This window comes from Thiomicrospira aerophila AL3, from assembly GCF_000227665.2.
Lineage (GTDB): Bacteria > Pseudomonadota > Gammaproteobacteria > Thiomicrospirales > Thiomicrospiraceae > Thiomicrospira > Thiomicrospira aerophila.
Genome location: NZ_CP007030.1, coordinates 1,967,019 through 1,986,070 on the forward strand (window position 1 = coordinate 1,967,019; position 19,052 = coordinate 1,986,070).

Sequence of the window (19,052 nt, forward strand, 5' to 3'; positions counted from 1 at the left end):
CTGGATCTTGCTTAGTACACTGTTATTAATCAGTGCCTTAGCGGTCATGCGCTATTTATTACAGCACGCGCCCGATTTGGTGTCTTACTATCTTGCGCTATTAGTCTTTAGCCTCTTTGCCAGCCTTGGCTTGCTGGCTATTTTGGCACGCAGCTTAATTAAACTCTATCAACAATACCGTCGCGGCGAATCCGGCATCCAAACCACGGTGCAACTTTCTGGCACCCTGTCATTGCTGTTAGCCGTGCCCATTTTAATTATGTTTTACTTTTCTTTAAGCGTTATTCATCAAAGTATTGACCAATGGTTTGATTTAAAAACCGAACAGGCGTTGAGTGATGCCAGTGCATTGGTGAGGAGTAATTTAGACAATGCCACTCGTGATCATCTTAATGCCACGCTGCGCGCCGAAGAACGCCAACGTGATGCGCTGATTCAACGTCCTGCTTTTAGCATTAACGATGTACGCGAGCTGCTGAATGCGCAAGAGGTGTCGTTGTATCAAAGCAATGGTCAGTTGATTGCATTTAGTAATGCTTTTGGCTTAACTATCTTGCCAGAACGCCCTGCCGATAATTTGCTGCAACAAGTGCGCCAACGCAATAACTATGCCGCCTTAGAAACCCAAGATGCCAATGAACAGGACATTATTCGTGTGCTAGTGCCCGTTATTGACCCGTTTCTAAATCAAACCTTCGCATTACAAGCGATTTTTGCGGTACCGGATCATATTACCCGCTACGCTGAATCGGTCAGATTAGCTGAAAGCCAATACCAAGAACTCAATTACCTGCGTCAGCCGCTGAAAACCAGCTTTAGTCTGCTACTTTTTTTAGTGGTGCTAGGTACCTTAGTCAGTACCATTTTGTTTACCATTCAAGCTGTGCAAAACCTTACCCGCCCGATTCGACAACTTATTCAAAGCACGCAACGCGTAGCCGATGGTGATTACACCACCGTGATGCCTATAGAGCGCAATGATGAATTTGGCCGGCTGATTCAATCCTTTAACATAATGACCCAGCAGGTCGCGAAAGCACGTAATGATATTAAGCTGAATCATCAACAAACAGAATTGCAAAAGCTCTACTTTCAAGCGGTCATTCGCAACCTGACCAATGGGGTGATTACTTTTGATATCAATAAACGATTACGCACCTTTAATAATCGCGCTATCGAGATTTTACAACTTCATCATCACCCCTTGACGGGCCAGGTATTTAGCGAAGTATTTAATGAAATTGAAGACCCTCACCTCAGCCCGCTTATTCAGCAGTTGATTAATAAACTGCAAAAACCGCAAATATTACAGGATGAGCATCATTATAAAGATCATAAGCCTTGGGCTTTTGAGGTAACTTTACAGCTTGATAACCAACAGCGTATTTTAAGAGTGCAAGGCGCGAGCTTGACTACGCTGGATCATCAATTGGCTGGCTATGTTCTGGTATTGGATGACATTACCGACTTAGTGCAAGCGCAACTTCACGCTGCCTGGGGGGATGTCGCGCGACGCTTGGCGCATGAAATCAAAAACCCACTGACACCCATTCAACTCAGCGCCGAACGCTTGGCCTTTAAACTCGCACCCAAGCTCACTGATGCGGATCAACAATTACTGGTGCGTATGACCCAAACTATTACCCATCAGGTTCAAAGTATGCAAAGTTTAGTGCAGGCCTTTATTGACTATGCACACACACCGGAACTGCATTTAGCTGAGGTGAATTTGAACCACCTGGTCGCTGAAATCGCGCTGCTGTATCAAACCAGTTTACCGGCCAATAGCGTGGAACTGCAACTGACTGATGGCGAGGCCCACGTTGCGGTAGATCCTAATCGAATTCGTCAAATGCTACATAACCTTGTCAAAAATGCCATTGAGGCCTTAGAGGATCGGCCTAATCCACACATTATTATTAGCACGATTCAAGCGAGCCAACCTGAGCGCATTTGCTTATGCGTAAAAGATAATGGTCCAGGTATTCCGAATGCGGCAGATAACTGGGTGTTTGAGCCCTATGCCACCAATAAGCCTAAAGGCACTGGTCTGGGCTTAGCGATCGTTAAAAAAATAGTCGAAGAGCATCAAGCTAGCATTGCGCTCGATACCGACGAACATGGCACAGCGTTTACAATTTGCTTTAGTCGCCTCACAAAGGATAGTCACTGATGGCCGGTACCCTATTAATTATTGATGATGAAAAAGATATTCGTCTGTTAATGAAAGAAATTTTTGACGAAGAAGGCTATGACGTATTTTTAGCTAGTAATGGCACCCAAGGCCAGCAACTTTGGCAAGAGCATCGACCTGATGTGGTGTTTTTAGATATCTGGATGCCCGACACCGATGGCTTAACCCTGTTAAAAAACATGGCCCATGATCATTGGTTGGAACACACCACTGTGATTATGATGTCTGGCCACGGCACCATTGAAACAGCGATGGAAGCCACTCGGCATGGCGCGTATGATTTTTTGGAAAAACCGCTTTCGTTGGCGAAAGTCATTTTAACCGCGGAGCGCGCTTTTGAGCATAATCGCTTGAAATCTGAAAACTCAGCCTGGCGCCGTCAACAGCCTGATCAAATTTTGCCAATTGGTAAAAGTAAGGTGATGCGCGAATTGCGTGACACTATCACGCGTTTAGCAAAATACACCATGCCGGTGTTAATTAGTGGTGAAGCGGGGGTGGGCAAACACTTATTTGCCAAAGCGCTGCATAGTCACTCAAGTCGACAACAAGCTCGTCTGAGCGAGGTTCATGCCTATGAGTTGTCGCATAATTTAGCGGCTTGGCAGTTAAATACTGATCAGCCTAGTTTGCTTGATCAGTTAAAAGGTGGCACGCTGGTTATTTCGCATCTGGATCAATTAAGTAGCGCGGCCCAAAACTTTTTAGCCGAGCTTATTTTTGCCCCTAACCATCATGATACCTTGGCCAATAAAATCACCAAACTGGATCTGAGGGTACTGTGCACCACTCAGCAGGATTTGGCGCCATTAGTAGCCGAAGGTAGCTTTCGCGAAGATGTTTATAAACGCCTAAGCGTGATGCCGATTATGGTGCCGCCCTTGCGCCAACATCTGGAAGACATTCCTGAACTGGTTGCGCATTTTGTTGAACAAGCGGTACACCAAGAAGGGCTGCCAAAACGCGAATTTAGTGACGAGGATCTCAGTTTACTGATGCATCACCCCTGGCCCGGCAACGTGCGTGAGCTGAAAAACCTGGTGCAGCGGTTACTTATTTTTGGCCAAACCCATCAGCTAACACCCAGTGAAATTCATCAAATGTTGACCCAAAAACATTTGCAACACTATAATGAGATGCAGATTGATACTTCCGTTCCCCTTAAGCAGGCGAAAGAGGTATTTGAAGCGCAGTATTTAAAAAAACTACTGCTTGAAACCCAAGGCAATGTAAGCGAAGCCGCCAAGATGGCTGGACTAGAGCGTACCCACCTCTATCGAAAACTTAAAAGCCTCGATATTGATCCAAAAGATCCTTTGTAGGAATAGTCTTTAATGAACATAATTATTCTCGGCGCCGGTCAAGTGGGCTCATCACTGGCCGAATTGCTGGTTACTGATGATAACGATATTACCCTCGTTGACCTAGACAATAGCCACCTGCAACGCTTACAAGACCGACTAGACATTCGCACGGTACATGGGCACGCCTCTCACCCGGATATTCTGATTCAAGCAGGCTTGGAAACGGCCGACCTGTTGATCGCTGCGACTCAGAATGACGAAACCAATATTTGTGCCTGCCAAATCGCCCATATTTTGCAAAAAAGTGTCACCAAAATCGCACGCGTACGGGGCACCAGCTATCTAGATCACCCTGAACTCTTTGATAAATCACTCAACGATAACGCGATTCCGATTGATGTGCTAATCAGTCCAGAAGGTCTGGTCACCAACTACATTATGCAATTAATCAACTATCCGGGCTCATTGCAAGTCATTGATTTTGCGGATGGTCGAGTGCGACTGGTGGCGATGCGCGCGCACAATGGCGGCCCATTAGTCGGCAAAAAAATTGCTGAACTCAAACATCACCTGCCGAGTAGGCTGCGCTTTCGAATTGTCGCCATTTATCGCCAAGATGAGGTGGTCATGCCAACCGGGGATGTCACTATTCGTGTTGGCGATGAAGTGTTTTTTATGGCCGAGCCGCACGATATCTCGCAGATTGTGGAAGAGTTTCGCCGTGAAAAGCAGAAACGCGCTCGTAACATCATGATTGCCGGCGGTGGCCACATTGGTTTTAACCTCGCCAAGCAGCTTGAGAACAGCCACCAAGTTAAGATTATTGAACACAATATCACGCGCGCTCGAGAAATTGCCGAAGTGCTTGACCGTGCCATCATTATTAACGGTGATGTCGCGGATAAAGACTTATTAATTGAAGAAAACATCGACGAAATTGATTTATTTATTGCGGTTACCAATCAAGATGAAGCCAATATTATTTCGTCAATGCTGGCTAAAAAATTGGGCGTTAAACGCGTCATCGCCTTAGTAAACAACCAGTCTTACCTTGATCTTATTCATCTCAACTCCATCGATATTGCGATTTCTGCCGACCGTATCACCACGAATAACCTGCTGCACTATATGCGCAAAGGCGATACCGTCAAGGCCTTTACTCTGCGCCGTGGTACGGCTGAGGCGATGGAGGTGATTGTGCATGGCAGTGAGAACTCGTCCAAAATTATTGGCAAACGCCTGATTGATGTAGATTGGCCACAAGACATCACCATCGGCTGTATTATTCGGGACAATAAAGTCATGTTGGCGCATCGTGATTTGGTGATTGAAGCAGAAGATCATGTCATTTTGTTCTTAACCGACCGTAGCCGAACCCAGCAAATTTCAGAGCTGTTTTCTCCCGAACAAAAACGAGGCTGGTTGCGCTAAGCATGCAAAACTCGATGATTATCAAAATTTTGGGTTTACTGCTAATGGTATATAGCGTGACCCTGGTGCCACCAATTATCGTTGCGCTCATTTACCAAGATGGCGCACATTGGGCATTTGCAACAGCCTTGGTGCTGACATTAATAGCAGGCCTGCTACTTTGGTATCCTAATCGTCACGAACGACGCGAACTTAAAATCCGTGATGGCTTTATTGTGGTGGTGATGTTCTGGACCGCACTTGGCTTAGTGGGCGCGCTTCCTCTCGTGCTCGAAGAAGAAGTGCCCATTAGTATCACCGATGCCGTGTTTGAATCTTTTTCGGGCTTAACGACTACTGGAGCAACGGTGTTAAGTGGCTTGGACACCATGCCACATGCCATTTTATGGTACCGCCAACAATTACAATGGTTGGGCGGAATGGGCATCATCGTGTTAGCCGTAGCAATTCTGCCAATGCTTGGCATTGGGGGGATGCAGCTGTATCGTGCTGAAATGCCTGGTCCCACCAAAGACAATAAAATTGCCCCCAGAATTTCTGAGACCGCCAAAACCCTTTGGCTTATTTATGTGGCCCTGACTGTCGCTTGTGCGGCGGCTTACAAACTAGCCGGGATGAATTGGTTTGATGCCATTGGCCATAGCTTTTCTACCGTGGCGATTGGTGGCTTTTCAACACATGACGCGAGTATCGGCTATTTTGATAGTGCGTTAATCGAAGCTATCGCGATTTTCTTTATGTTTTTAGCAGGCGCTAACTTCGCCTTGCACTTTCGCGCTTTTAGAACCCTTGAAGTCCGTACCTATTTCACCGATCCCGAGTTTAAGACCTATACCAGTGTGTTATTGATTGGCGTGTTAATTAGTACCGGCTATCTGTATTGGCAAGCGGTTTATCCAAGTTGGACAGAAGCCTTACGCTATGGCAGTTTTATGACGGTATCGATTGCGACCACCACCGGTTTTGGCAATGCCGATTTTGCCACCTGGCCAGGGTTTTTACCCGTTATGCTGATTTTAATGAGTTTTATCGGTGGCAGTGCCGGTTCAACAGGTGGCGGTATTAAGGTTATTCGCTTTTTGTTATTATTAAAACAAGGCGTAAGAGAAGTGCAGCGCTTAATGCACCCTAATGCACTGATGCCCGTTAAGCTTAATGGACGCGCTATTTCAGAACGCGTTATGTCATCTGTTTGGGGCTTTTTTGCGCTCTATGTGGCCACGTTTGTGGTGATTTTATTGTTACTGATGGCATTTGGGATGGATCAGGTCACCGCCTTTTCGGCTACAGCCGCGACACTGAACAATTTAGGCCCAGGTTTGGGTGAGGTTGCTGCAAACTTTGGGCAAATTAATGATCCACAAAAATGGATTTTAACCCTGTCTATGTTGTTAGGGCGTTTAGAGATCTTTACCTTACTGGTTATTCTAACCCGTACCTTTTGGCGCGCTTGAGGTTGGACTTAAGGTTAGAATTTGATTCAGCCCTGTGATTCGCGTTTGGGGTCACCTGGCATCACCACCTTTTTACCACCGGCGGCTTCTTGAGCATCGGCTGAAACGTCTTCTTCCATTAACATCCGGTGGGCGGCACCGTCCATGTCATCAAATTGCCCGCTTTTCGCCATCAAAATAAATACTGCTACCACTAGTGCGCCCACAATCAATACCAAGGGGATCGTAATATAAATAATTTCCACTCTACACCTCTTTCTTCAATTCGCTGAGCGCTGCATCATTAAAACGTGGATTACGCGCTTGACCATCTTTATAAAAACGCCTAATGCGCATCGCATTCAATATCACCACCAGACCACTTAATGGCATGGTAATCGATGCAATAATCGGGGTCAACATCGCTGCCATAGCTAAGGGCACCATGGTTATATTGTAAGCAATTGAAATCGCAATGTTTTCCTTAACCGTTTTTAGCGTGCGTTTAGCCAAATCAAACGCGGTATCAATCGCCAGCAATCGACTATGTAGTAACACAATATCGGATGAATCCATTGAAACATCGGTGCCACTGCCCATGGCAATACCCACATCGGCACGACTCAATGCCGGTGCATCGTTAATCCCATCACCGACCATCGCCACACGCTGCCCCTGTGCTTGCAAATCCGCAATAACCTGACTTTTATCTTCTGGCATCACCTCGGCAATCACATTCATGCCACCAAGCTGCTTAGCGACGGCGTGAGCCACTTCATTACGGTCGCCACTTAGCAGGGTAATGGCTTTGCCTCGCGCTTTTAGCCGGTTAATGAGGGTCAATGCATCCGGGCGAAGCTGATCTTCTATAAACACTACCCCTAGCACCTGTTGATCACGTGCAACCCACATACTTGTTCGACCCAAATGCGCCTGCTCATTGGCGGTTACGATCAGTGCTTCTGGACACTCTATTCCCTGTTCAGCAAACCATTTTTGGGTGCCCAAATACCAGGTCTGCTGCTCCACTGTTGCTGAGACACCTTGACCCGGCCAGGCTTTAAAAGCATCACACACTATTTGACGGTTCCAGTCTGGTACATGATGATTTGCGTAATCCATAATCGCTTGAGCCAAGCTATGTTCAGACTGCTGCTCAATCTTAGCCATCACTGCGATGATCTGCTTGGTGTCTAAATCGTCTAACCAGACCTGGTCAACCCAAGCCATTTTGCCCTGGGTTAAGGTACCGGTCTTATCAAATACAATGTGATCGACATCATTTAAGGTTTCTAGCACCACGGTGTTTTTGATCAAAATACCGTTTTTAGCCGATACACCCGCTGCGACCGCCATTGCCATCGGCGTGGCCAGGCCCAAAGCACATGGACAAGTAATAATAAGTACCGCCGTACCGGCCATTACGGCCACCTCTATACCCGCTTGCCAATACCAGAATACAAACGCAGCCACGGCTAATGACACGGTCACGGTTACAAACCAAGGCATAATTTTTTCAGCCGTACACTGAATGCCTGCTTTCGAACCTTGTGCATCAGATACGAGATGAATAATTTGACCTAATTTGGTGTTTTCTAGCGTGGCTTCAACGCGGATTTCTAGGCTACCATCTAGATTAATCGTACCTGCTGCGACTTGGTCACCCTGTTGCTTAAATACTTCACGCGACTCGCCACTTAGCATCGATTCATTGACACTACCCTGCCCAGCCATCACCATCCCATCTACTGGAAATTTTTCACCCGGCTTAACTCGAACAAGGTCACCTAGTTTTAGCACATTAACCGGCGTTATTTTTTCTTCGCCATTCAGCCACTGCCGCGCCATTTTTGGCTGTAGATCCATTAGGCGCTTAGTCGCATCAAGGGCCTTATTTTTTGAAATGGCCTCTAAATAGCGACCAATCAGGAGTAGAAAGGTTAGATCAATGACCGTTCCAAAAAAGGCACGGCCAAACTCTTCGGGATGAAGCATCACCCAAGTCGAATAGATAAAGGTGACCAATAAACCCAGCGTAATGGAGAAATCCATACCAAGCGTTTTAGCTTTTAGACCCTGCCATGCTCCTTTGAAAAAAGGCTGGGCAGAGTAAATCAGGGTAACCCCAGCAAGGAAGAAAAGCATCCAGTAGAAATAGATACGATAGGCCGAATCATCTTGGGCCCCGGTATATAGTGCAACCGAAAACCACATAGAGTTCATTAAGGCAAAACCCGCAAAACCTATTCGATAAAGTAAATCGCGATTGGCTTTACGATAAGCTTGTTCACTCTCGGCAGCATCATAAGGACGCGCCTCATAACCGATTCTGGCCAATTCTTTAAGAATAGTCGATAGCTTAACCTGCTGTTGATTCCAGCGGATTTTAATTTGCTTATTGGTGAAATTGACATTGGCATAGCTAATGCCGATGATTTTGGCTAACGAATGTTCGATCAACCAAATACAAGCGGCACAGTGAATGGAATCTGACATTAACGTCACTTCACGCTGCTTACCTTTATGCTTGACGAAGTCCGCTTGCACTTCGTCATAGTCATAAAAATCAGCGGAAGCAAGCTGCTTCAAATCGGGTGCAACAGGACGTTGCGTATCCGGTGACAGTTTATAGAAACTGGCTAGGCCTGCGGCGTGAATAGTTTCGCATACCGATGCACAGCCGTGGCAACAAAAATCACGTTCATGGCCTTCGATAGATCGTACTACCTTTTCACCAGCAGGTATGGCCTGACCACAATGATAGCAGCCTGACATCGAGCTACGAGTCTGCTTGAACCATTATTGAGCGGCCAATACTAAAGTGTTTATCACCTTTGACCACCTCAACGATTAAATCCCACTTACCCTTAACAGGTAATTCAAAGTCTGCCATATATTGACCTGACGAACCGGCTGACTGCAGTACCAATTCGCCATCCAAATTTTTGTCAGATGGACGATAAAAATAAAGGGTCGCTGAATCAACATCAAAGGGAACATTATCTCGGTCTAAAATGTTAAGCGTAACCCGCTCTGCTCTACCTTCAGTAAGGATGGGCATATCAACACGAAGCTGCCAGCCCATTTGCTCCATTTCTTGACGTCGAGCAATAATCGCAGCATGATTTTTACCACGCTCGTAGGCATTGTCAATAACCAATCCAGGGTTGGTTGAAATCGCCATACCTACCATGAAAAAGTTAGTCATGAGCACGGCCATTAACACACCGAACCACATCAAAACGATTGGATTCTTCCAGGGTTTACTCCAATCGCGTTTATCAATTTTTTGTGCCATCTTATTTTCTCTTGTATTACTAATACTATTGAGCCGGACCGTGGAATACTGCTTGGTAGTTCACCACCGTACTCGGATTATTTAAGTCCGTCACACGAACGGTAATAGGTGTCGAAACCTGGGTTACTTCATCGCGCGGAATACGAATGAATAAACCTATCGTGGCAACATTACCAGGATCCACCTCGGCCACCCTGTCAGGTAAAGCCAGCAGGCCGTCATGTCCAAATACTTCAACCTGTGCACGCATCACATCATTGGTTTTATTAACTACTTTTACGTCGTAGCGGTTCTGAATTGAACCGTCACTCATTTGCACAAATAACGGTGCACGTGCTTTCAGCACCGTCACATCCATCGGTGACATGTTCATTAAGCCCCACAACAACGCTGCTGCCGCAATACCCATGATTGAAGAATAAACCACCACTCGCGGACGACGCCAAATGGGCGGCAAGGCTTTTCCTGCAAATTCATTTAAAGCCGCATAGCGAATCAAGCCTTTAGGTTTATTCACCTTGGTCATGATCTCATCGCAAGCATCAATACATAAACCGCAGGTAATACAACCAAATTGCTGACCTAGGCGTATATCCACACCGGTTGGGCAGACATCCACACACATGCGGCAATCTATACAATCCCCAAGAGGTTCAGCTTCCTCACCAGGCTTAACCCGGCGTTGACGACCACGTGGCTCACCGCGATCACGATCATAGGTTGGCAGGACGGTCTCGGTATCCGTCATAGCCCCCTGAATACGTGAATATGGGCAAAAACCTATACAAACCTGCTCGCGCATAAAACCTGCAATCAGGTAAGTTAACAAAGTTAAGCCAGCTATTATCGCAAATTCATAATAACCAAGTTGGAAATAAAAAAGTCTTAACCATAAATCAAACGCATCGGTGAAGTAGGCAACAAAGCTGAACCCAGTCATAAACGCAATGAACAACCAAATCAAATGCTTTGGTAACTTGACCTTCAATTTTTGCATACTAAAAGGGGCTGCGTCCATCTTGATACGCTTAGCAGGCTTGCCTTCAAACTTATCTTCTAACCAAGTGTAAACATCGACCCAGACGGTATGAAAGCAAAAAAAACCACACCAAACACGTCCTGCTATAGCCGTTGCAGCGGCAAGGAAGAGGGCAAAGAACAACAGAATCATCGCCAATAACCAAATATCCTGTGGCAGGACAGTAATACCAAAAATATGAAATTGACGATTACCTAAATCCCAAAGTACAGCCTGACGCCCATCCCAGCGCAAATAAGGACCAAAAAATAGCAGCAGCCAAAAAGAAGCCGCAATCCATTTTAGGGTTCGAAAACGACCTGGAATACGTTTAGCATGAATGGTTCCGCCAGTATGAATAGGCAGAATTTCGACGCCAATATCATCAAGTGTTTTGGAATGCACCTTAACATCGTCTAGGACAGATCCAGTATGGATATTTGGACGATAGGCCTCTTTATTGTGTTCAGACATCTCTTACCCCTATGTTTTGCACTATTGTACTCAGATATAAGTGAACAAAACATACAAAAATTTTTATAAACTAGCATTAACAAAAATGGGCCCTAAGGCCCATTTTCTATTTCTCTGAGTTGCTGTCCAACTTCCTAAACATTTTCCAACCGAAAGCTAGAAAAGCAATTAATGAAATAACGACACTTAAAATTGAGGCCCAAAGCACCCAATCATTATTTAACTCGTTCATATTAGTCTCCTCTTTAGAACACTACTAAAATTACTGGCCACCGCCTAAAGAATGAACATAGACAGCTAAACGCTTAATGTTCACTTCTGCATCAGGCAAACGCTCCTTGAAAGAAGGCATTTCAGCACGACGAGTATTTTCGAGGAAACCACCGCCTTGTCGTACGTTGACACCATATTTAATCGTAAAAATATATGAATCTAAACGGCTAGCTTGAAGGTTATCAGGCACGCCTTGGAAACGGTTAATTTCGTTGGCAAGATTAGCTGCGCCATTAGGTGCGAGTGGTTTACCCGCTGGACCATGGCAAGCCATACACATGCCTTTACCATTGTATAAAGCCTTACCTGCAGCAAATTCTTCTGCATCTGGATTCCCTTCAGATAACGCGATTGAGTACTTAGCTACTTCAATTACTTCTTCATCGGTTAAGTTACCCATCATGCCGCGTGCTGGCATATTACCAACACGACCATTAATCATGGCTGCTTCAATTGCTTTAACTGAACCACCCCACAACCAGTCGTCGTTTGCAAGAATCGGGAAGTTAGGGTTACCTGAACCTTCGGCACCATGACAAGCCATACAATAGTCAGAGAACAACACCCGTGAAGTATTGATTGCATAAGCACGAAGATTATCATCTTGAATGATTTCAGTCACATCTAACGCACGAAGCTGCTCTTCTTCAGCCGCGAAAGTACGTTGACGCCAATTATTTAATACCTGAAAATCTTGGTTGTATTCTTCAATAGCCGTCCATCCTGCAACCCCTTTTGTGTGTGAATTGACCCATGGAATAGCTGGGTAGTAAATCACATAAAAAATAATTGCAACAAAACCCGCATAGAAAGCTAGCATCCACCATAAGGGTGGCGGATTATCTAGTTCGCGGATGTCATCATCCCAAATGTGTCCAGTGTTTCCCTCATCTGGCCATGGATTATGTTGTGTCATCCTTATTCTCCTCAGAATAGATCAATCTTCGTCTAAAACTTTAAACTTTTGTTCTTCGAGTTCTTTTTTCTTGCTCGGACGCAGCGCCCACCAAAAGGCATAGGCTAAGCCAAAAAAGATCACTACCGTAACGATGAGCCCTGCCCAGTCGTGACCGGTCATCGCTGACCAGTCCGTACTAAAGTAGTTCTGTAAATTACTCACGGTAAACCTTACTGTCGTCAAGTCTAACCATGGTGCCTAGCACTTGCATGTATGCCACAATTGCATCCATCTCAGTTTTACCCTTAACATACTCTTGAGCCATATCAATTTCATCATCGGTGTAAGGCACACCAATTCGACGCATCGCACGCAAACGAGCTTGCATATCACGGGTCATACCAAAGAAGTAACTCTCGATACTTCTTTCAGCTAACCATGGGTAGGCTGGCATGATCGATTCTGGGATCAAGTCTTTTGGACGGATAAGGTGCATAACATGCCATTCATCAGAGTATTTACCACCTACACGAGCTAAATCTGGACCCGTACGCTTAGATCCCCATTGGAATGGGTGATCGTAGATGGATTCAGTCGCAAGTGAGAAGTGGCCATAACGCTCACGCTCATCACGGAAAGGACGAATCATTTGTGAATGGCAAATGTAGCAACCTTCACGAATGTAGATGTCACGGCCCGCTAATTCTAATGGCGTGTAAGGACGAACACCATCACCGGCTTTCCAATCGGAACCCCAGCTGCCATCTTCACGCTTATAAATTAGACGCTTGTTTTCGCTACCCGGAGCTAATACCACGCGACCATTGTCATCCATGACAAATTCACGTTGCCAAACCAACTCTGGGAACTTTTCATTTTTGATGTTACCAAATTGGTCGACTTTCTCAGTGTAATCAACCGCTGATTTCAAATAAAACAATGGAACGATCTGAACGATACCGGCAATAGACACTGCAAATGCGGTGGCAATCATTAACGCAAAAATATTACGCTCAAATCGGTCTTGTAGGTTCTTGGGTTTATCTTCACCACTGACACCTCTTGCCATGAGTTCTTCTCCTCAACTCAATTCATTACCGCCACCCAGAATGGGTGGCGAAATTACACTATAAATTACGCTGTTGCGGCTGCAACATTCTGGCCTGCGTTTTGACGCGCCTTAGCCATTTTGATGGTCATGATGATGTTAAATAACATCAACGCAGCACCGGAGGTAAACAAGATACCGCCCATAGTACGCATCACATAGTAAGGATGCATTGCAGCAACAGACTCAACAAAGGAGTAAGCCAACATACCGTACTCGTCGTAAGCACGCCACATTAGACCCTGCATAATGCCTGATACCCACATAGCAACGATATACAGAACGGTACCAATAGTCGCTAACCAGAAATGGAAGTTAATTAACTTCATAGAATACATTTCTGTGTTCCACAACTTCATCACCATGTGGTAAATCGCACCAATCGACACCATTGCAACCCAGCCGAGTGCACCAGAGTGAACGTGACCGATGGTCCAGTCAGTGTAATGAGAAAGCGCATTTACTGTTTTTGATGACATAACCGGACCTTCAAAGGTTGCCATCGCGTAGAAAGCCAATGCCATAATCAAGAAACGTAAAATATAGTCTGTACGCAGACGATCCCAAGCACCTGACAGGGTCAACATACCGTTAAGCGCGCCACCCCATGATGGAATAATCATCGCTAAAGAAATGGCCGCACCCAAAGAGCCTGTCCAGTCTGGCAATGCTGTATATTGTAGATGGTGAGCACCCAACCAAACGTAACCAAACATCAAGGCCCAAAAGTGGATTACCGATAGACGGTATGAATAAATTGGACGCTGTGCTTGCTTAGGTACGAAGTAGTACATGATGGCCAAGAAACCAGCCGTTAAGAAGAAACCTACTGCATTATGCCCCCACCACCATTGAATCATGGCATCTTGCACACCACTAAAAATCGAGTAGGAAGTGAACAAAGATACTGGAATCGCTAATCCGTTTACCACGTATAGGTAGGTGATCATGATCATCATACCCATGTAGAACCAGTTAGACACGTAAACATGGGAATGAGTTTGTTTGTTACGTGAAGCAATAGTCATAATGAAGTTAAAGGTAAACATCAACCAGACAATTGCAACTGCAATATCTAATGGCCAAATTAACTCATGATACTCTTTACCTTGTGTCATCCCCATAGATAAAGAGATTACACCTAACACAAGGCCAATTGTGAATAGAATAGACATCGTCCATGCCATTCCATTACTAAATAACTTAACGCCATTAGTACGCTGCACGGTATAGAAAGCCGTCGCCATCAATGTCATACCACCAAATGCAAAAATAACAGTATTGGTGTGCATTACACGAAGACGTGCAAACGTGATTTCAGCTATATCGAAGTTTAAAGCCGGCCAAGCAAGCTGTGCCGCTGCCATAGTACCCATGGAGGTACCGAGTACCAAAAATACAACGGCCATGACAGTCAAATACTTGACCACATTATCGTCATACTTAGGTTTAGCTATTGCTGTATCCATTTCTTGGATTCCCCTTAGTTTAATAATACGTTTTGAATGCTTTGCCTCATTACTTGTAATTCCATACCATGTGCCCAAAACACTCTCGTCACATTCAACTTACTACAAGATTTAAAGCAAATTACTCTAGACATTTATAAATTCTCGCGAATTATCTTATAACCATAGCGACATATACAATTAAAAAAAATTTATGACCCAAGATTAAATAGCTTTAACTGGCAAGTTAATTTAAGTCATTTCACCAATCATCTAAGACGAACACAGGCAATTACCCCAGTTTTTATAAGGTTTTAGATTAATTCCTGCAAAAAACAACAAATTTCGTTATCATAAAAAAATTTTAGCCCTCTGTTAATTTAAGGACACACTTCATGAATGCACGCAAAGCTGACATCGAGCGCAATACGCTTGAAACTAAAATAAAGCTTTCGGTCAATTTAGATGGCACAGGCCTTGCAGATTTTAACACTGGCGTGCCTTTCTTTGAGCATATGCTAGATCAAATCGCTCGCCACGGTTTAATCGATCTGAGCATAAAAGCCGATGGTGACCTGCATATTGATGACCACCACACAGTTGAAGACATAGGTATTGCACTCGGCCAAGCCCTGTTAAATGCAGTCGGCGATAAAAGAGGCATCGTGCGCTATGGCCATGCCTATGTCCCTTTGGATGAAGCCCTGTCCCGTGTTGTGATTGACCTGTCTGGCAGACCAGGCCTGGTATTTAATGCCAACTTTACCCGTGAAAAGATTGGTCAATTCGACACCCAGCTAGTTGAAGAGTTCTTTCAGGCCTTTGCAAACAATGCTCGCGTCACATTGCATATAGATAACTTGGATGGCAAGAACGCTCACCATCAAGTTGAAACTATCTTTAAAGCCTTTGGCCGCGCCTTACGTATGGCGCTATCCGCAGACCAGCGGATGCAAGACCAACTGCCCTCTACTAAAGGGGCGTTGTAACTAATGAACAGTAAACTCGTTGTTGTTGTAGATTATGGCATGGGCAACCTTCGCTCAGTCGCAAAAGCCGCTGAACACGTTGCACCGAGCCACTGTCATATCAAACTTAGTGATAGCGCAACAGATATTGAAGCGGCCGATGCAGTGATTTTTCCAGGGCAAGGCGCGGCAAAAGCTTGCATGTCTGCTATTAATGACAATCAGTTAGGTGAAACCCTTCGTCAGGCTGCCAGCACCAAGCCTTTTTTAGGCATCTGTATGGGACTGCAAGTTTTGATGACCCACTCCTCTGAAAATGGTGGTATCGATTGCCTTGACTGCATTGAGGGCGATGTTAGCAAGTTCCAACCGGCCGCTGAGTTTAAAATTCCACACATGGGCTGGAATCAAATTCACCAATACGCAGACCACCCTATGTGGCATAAGATCGAACAGGATGCACGCTTTTATTTTGTTCACAGCTACTTCGTAGTGCCTAAAAATGACAGGCTAGTACTCGGCACCACTGAATACGCCAATCAAACATTTGCGAGCTGCATTGCACAAAATCAGTTATTTGCGATTCAAGCGCACCCTGAAAAAAGTTCACAAGCAGGCCTGCAATTGTTTAAAAACTTTATGAACTGGCAAACCAAATCGGCATAAAATAATGCCAACATTTAATTTTAGCTCAAACTAGGATCAAAGAATTTCCATGCTACTCATTCCCGCAATTGATTTAAAAGATGGTCAATGCGTTCGCCTCAGACAAGGTCTGATGGACGATGCAACGGTTTTTTCAAGCGATATTACGGCCATGGCTGACCGGTGGGTCAAGCAAGGTGCACGTCGCTTACACATGGTTGACCTTAATGGTGCATTCGAAGGCACGCCGGTCAATCGCCAAGCGATCCTGGAAGTTACGCAAGCCTTCCCCGCCCTACCTATTCAAATTGGCGGTGGCATACGTGATCTTAAAACGATTGAAGCTTATTTAACAGCGGGAATCGAAACCTGCATCATTGGTACTCAAGCCGTTTACAACCCAGGATTCGTTGCACAAGCCTGCAAAGCCTTCCCTGGTCACATCATGGTCGGTCTTGACGCTAAAGAAGGACTCGTCGCAATAAATGGTTGGGCTGAACTAACTGACCATCAAGTTATTGATTTGGCAAAACGCTTTGAACAGGATGGCATTGCCGCCATTATTTATACGGATATTGGCCGTGACGGCATGATGCAGGGAGTCAATATTGCCGCTACGCAACAACTGGCTCAAGCGACTAGCACACCGATCATTGCGTCAGGCGGCATTACCAATCTTGATGATATTAGCGCCCTCGCACCGCTTGCTGCAGATGGTGTAATGGGTGCCATTACTGGACGCGCTATTTATGAAGGCAGTTTAGACTTTGCTGAAGGTCAAAATCTAGCTGACCAATTGGCTGGAGCGAAGTTTTAATGGGTTTAGCAAAACGCATTATCCCTTGTCTGGATGTCGCGAATGGTCGCGTTGTAAAAGGCGTTCAATTTGTTGACATTCGTGATGCGGGCGACCCTGTTGAGGTAGCGAAGCGCTATGACTTACAAGGTGCCGATGAAATCACTTTTTTGGATATTACGGCGAGTTCTGATCAACGCGACACGCTGATTGACACGGTTGCTCAAGTTGCCAGCCAAGTATTTATTCCCTTAACCGTTGGCGGCGGAGTGAGGACCGTTGAGGATATTCGACGCCTACTGAATGCTGGCGCGGATAAAGTGTCGATTAACACGGCAGCTATTCATCGCCCCGAGTTTGTTAAAGAGGCCGCTGATCGCTTTGGCTCCCAATGCATTGTGGTGGCCATTGATGCTAAACGTGTCAGCGCTGACGGTGAAGCCTTACGCTGGGAAATCTTTACCCACGGCGGACGCAAGGCCACAGGGATTGATGCCATATTGTGGGCACAAAAAATGGTGAAATTTGGAGCAGGTGAACTCTTAGTAACCAGCATGGATAAAGACGGCACTCGAAGCGGCTTTGACCTTAAACTCACCCGCGCTATTGCCGATAGCGTCAGTGCGCCGGTTATTGCCTCTGGGGGAGTTGGCCAACTTAATGACCTTGTCGATGGCGTAGTTGAAGGCCATGCGCAAGCTGTACTTGCAGCCAGCATTTTTCACTTTGGCCAACATACGATTGCTGAAGCCAAACAGGCCATGCAACTGGCTGGCGTCGAGGTAAGATTATGAGTGATATTTTAACCCGCCTCGATCAAGAACTAAACGCACGTAAAGGTCTTGATCCGGACTCTTCTTATGTCGCTAGCCTGTATGCCAAAGGGCTCGAAAAAATATTAAAAAAAGTGGGCGAAGAAGCCATTGAAACGGTGATGGCCGCTAAAGATGGTGACAAAGAACATCTTATTTATGAAGTCACCGATTTGTGGTTTCATACCCTAATACTGCTTGCCCACCAAGACTTAACCAGTGAAGACGTGCTTAAGGAACTAGAGCGCCGCTTTGGCGTGTCAGGCCACACTGAAAAAGCACAACGCCAAACTGACCAATAACAGGGATAAACATCATGAGCAACCAAGACACTATTTTTACCCGCATCATTAATCGGGAATTACCCGCAGATATCGTCTATGAAGATGATAAATGCATTGTCATTAAAGACATCAATCCACGCGCACGCATTCACTTGTTAGTTATACCGAAAAAACCTATCGCTACGCTATTTGACCTTACACCGGAAGATAAGGATTTAATGGGCCATATGATGTTATTGTTGCCACAGTTAGCACAGTCGCAAAACTTGGATGGCTTTAAAACCCAAATTCACACCGGTGAGTCAGGCGGACAAGAGGTTTTTCATATCCACATACATTTACTTGGTAACTAACAAACAAGTTTGTTATTATTCATTCTTTAACCCAACCCGCTAATTTTGGAGTGCATTATGGGCATTAGTATTTGGCAGTTATTAATCATCTTAGCCATTGTTTTAGTTATTTTTGGTGCTAAACGTTTGAAAAATGTTGGTACAGATTTAGGCAGCGCCATCAAAGGCTTCAAAAAAGCTGTCGCAGAAGATGAAGATAAAAAAAACACCGAACAAGCGCAAGCTAAAACCCTAGCCGATGAGCAGAAAGACCAAAATGTCTATGATGTTCAAGCAACTGAAAAAGAAAACAGCGACACCAAGCCAAAAGCTTAA

General features: G+C 45.2%; 19 protein-coding genes. 11 read left to right on the forward strand and 8 right to left on the reverse strand.

The window, feature by feature from the left end; all coding sequences use genetic code 11:
- Positions 1 to 7: 7 nt before the first annotated feature.
- The 4 genes from THIAE_RS09550 to THIAE_RS09565 are packed head-to-tail and all read left to right on the forward strand — an operon-like array spanning position 8 to position 6,383.
- Complete coding sequence (locus tag THIAE_RS09550) at positions 8 to 2,173, forward strand: sensor histidine kinase (RefSeq protein ID WP_239232379.1); 2,166 nt, start codon at positions 8 to 10, stop codon at positions 2,171 to 2,173.
- Positions 2,173 to 3,516: a sigma-54-dependent transcriptional regulator gene (locus tag THIAE_RS09555; RefSeq protein ID WP_006460204.1), complete on the forward strand. Its 1,344-nt coding sequence runs from the start codon at positions 2,173 to 2,175 to the stop codon at positions 3,514 to 3,516. Before THIAE_RS09550 ends, THIAE_RS09555 begins: the two co-directional genes overlap by 1 nt.
- Positions 3,517 to 3,528: 12 nt before the next feature.
- On the forward strand, positions 3,529 to 4,929 hold the full coding sequence (gene trkA / locus THIAE_RS09560; RefSeq protein ID WP_006460203.1) for a Trk system potassium transporter TrkA: 1,401 nt from the start codon (positions 3,529 to 3,531) through the stop codon (positions 4,927 to 4,929).
- Positions 4,930 to 4,931: 2 nt separating this feature from the next.
- Positions 4,932 to 6,383 (forward strand): TrkH family potassium uptake protein, encoded by a 1,452-nt coding sequence (locus tag THIAE_RS09565; protein WP_006460202.1) that lies wholly within the window; start codon positions 4,932 to 4,934, stop codon positions 6,381 to 6,383.
- Positions 6,384 to 6,409: 26 nt separating this feature from the next.
- Here THIAE_RS09565 and ccoS read toward each other — a convergent pair whose 3' ends face one another.
- The 8 genes from ccoS to ccoN all read right to left on the reverse strand — a co-directional run bounded on the left by ccoS (position 6,410) and on the right by ccoN (position 14,900).
- A complete protein-coding gene (gene ccoS, locus THIAE_RS09570) occupies positions 6,410 to 6,628 on the reverse strand; it encodes a cbb3-type cytochrome oxidase assembly protein CcoS (protein WP_006460201.1) in 219 nt (72 codons plus the stop codon).
- A gap of 1 nt (position 6,629) precedes the next feature.
- The gene (locus THIAE_RS09575; RefSeq protein ID WP_006460200.1) at positions 6,630 to 9,137 is read right to left on the reverse strand and encodes a heavy metal translocating P-type ATPase; all 2,508 of its coding nucleotides are present in this window, start codon (positions 9,135 to 9,137) and stop codon (positions 6,630 to 6,632) included.
- 4 nt (positions 9,138 to 9,141) lie between these two features.
- Complete coding sequence (locus THIAE_RS09580; RefSeq protein ID WP_006460199.1) at positions 9,142 to 9,660, reverse strand: FixH family protein; 519 nt, start codon at positions 9,658 to 9,660, stop codon at positions 9,142 to 9,144.
- A 25-nt stretch (positions 9,661 to 9,685) separates the two neighbouring features.
- Positions 9,686 to 11,152: a cytochrome c oxidase accessory protein CcoG gene (ccoG, locus tag THIAE_RS09585; protein WP_006460198.1), complete on the reverse strand. Its 1,467-nt coding sequence runs from the start codon at positions 11,150 to 11,152 to the stop codon at positions 9,686 to 9,688.
- A 262-nt stretch (positions 11,153 to 11,414) separates the two neighbouring features.
- The gene (gene ccoP, locus THIAE_RS09590) at positions 11,415 to 12,341 is read right to left on the reverse strand and encodes a cytochrome-c oxidase, cbb3-type subunit III (RefSeq protein ID WP_006460196.1); all 927 of its coding nucleotides are present in this window, start codon (positions 12,339 to 12,341) and stop codon (positions 11,415 to 11,417) included.
- A gap of 21 nt (positions 12,342 to 12,362) precedes the next feature.
- On the reverse strand, positions 12,363 to 12,545 hold the full coding sequence (locus THIAE_RS09595) for a cbb3-type cytochrome c oxidase subunit 3 (RefSeq protein ID WP_025299405.1): 183 nt from the start codon (positions 12,543 to 12,545) through the stop codon (positions 12,363 to 12,365).
- Positions 12,538 to 13,392 (reverse strand): cytochrome-c oxidase, cbb3-type subunit II, encoded by an 855-nt coding sequence (gene ccoO, locus THIAE_RS09600; RefSeq protein ID WP_006460194.1) that lies wholly within the window; start codon positions 13,390 to 13,392, stop codon positions 12,538 to 12,540. Before ccoO ends, THIAE_RS09595 begins: the two co-directional genes overlap by 8 nt.
- Positions 13,393 to 13,457: 65 nt before the next feature.
- The gene (gene ccoN, locus THIAE_RS09605) at positions 13,458 to 14,900 is read right to left on the reverse strand and encodes a cytochrome-c oxidase, cbb3-type subunit I (protein WP_006460193.1); all 1,443 of its coding nucleotides are present in this window, start codon (positions 14,898 to 14,900) and stop codon (positions 13,458 to 13,460) included.
- Between the two features lie 374 nt (positions 14,901 to 15,274).
- Here ccoN and hisB point away from each other — a divergent pair, with 374 nt between their 5' ends.
- From hisB to THIAE_RS09640, 7 genes are read left to right on the forward strand one after another with little or no spacing between them, the layout of a single operon-like run.
- Positions 15,275 to 15,868 carry an imidazoleglycerol-phosphate dehydratase HisB gene (gene hisB, locus THIAE_RS09610; protein ID WP_006460192.1) on the forward strand — a complete coding sequence of 198 codons (594 nt, stop codon included), beginning with the start codon at positions 15,275 to 15,277 and terminating at the stop codon, positions 15,866 to 15,868.
- A 3-nt stretch (positions 15,869 to 15,871) separates the two neighbouring features.
- On the forward strand, positions 15,872 to 16,513 hold the full coding sequence (gene hisH, locus THIAE_RS09615; protein WP_006460191.1) for an imidazole glycerol phosphate synthase subunit HisH: 642 nt from the start codon (positions 15,872 to 15,874) through the stop codon (positions 16,511 to 16,513).
- A gap of 49 nt (positions 16,514 to 16,562) precedes the next feature.
- Positions 16,563 to 17,309, forward strand: a complete 747-nt coding sequence (gene hisA / locus THIAE_RS09620; RefSeq protein ID WP_006460190.1) for a 1-(5-phosphoribosyl)-5-[(5-phosphoribosylamino)methylideneamino]imidazole-4-carboxamide isomerase — start codon at positions 16,563 to 16,565, stop codon at positions 17,307 to 17,309.
- The gene (gene hisF / locus THIAE_RS09625; RefSeq protein ID WP_006460189.1) at positions 17,309 to 18,082 is read left to right on the forward strand and encodes an imidazole glycerol phosphate synthase subunit HisF; all 774 of its coding nucleotides are present in this window, start codon (positions 17,309 to 17,311) and stop codon (positions 18,080 to 18,082) included. Before hisA ends, hisF begins: the two co-directional genes overlap by 1 nt.
- Positions 18,079 to 18,402 (forward strand): phosphoribosyl-ATP diphosphatase, encoded by a 324-nt coding sequence (locus THIAE_RS09630; RefSeq protein ID WP_006460188.1) that lies wholly within the window; start codon positions 18,079 to 18,081, stop codon positions 18,400 to 18,402. The genes hisF and THIAE_RS09630 overlap by 4 nt, the downstream gene beginning before the upstream one ends.
- Positions 18,403 to 18,416: 14 nt before the next feature.
- Positions 18,417 to 18,737, forward strand: a complete 321-nt coding sequence (locus THIAE_RS09635; protein ID WP_006460187.1) for a histidine triad nucleotide-binding protein — start codon at positions 18,417 to 18,419, stop codon at positions 18,735 to 18,737.
- 57 nt (positions 18,738 to 18,794) lie between these two features.
- The gene (locus tag THIAE_RS09640; protein WP_006460186.1) at positions 18,795 to 19,052 is read left to right on the forward strand and encodes a Sec-independent protein translocase subunit TatA; all 258 of its coding nucleotides are present in this window, start codon (positions 18,795 to 18,797) and stop codon (positions 19,050 to 19,052) included.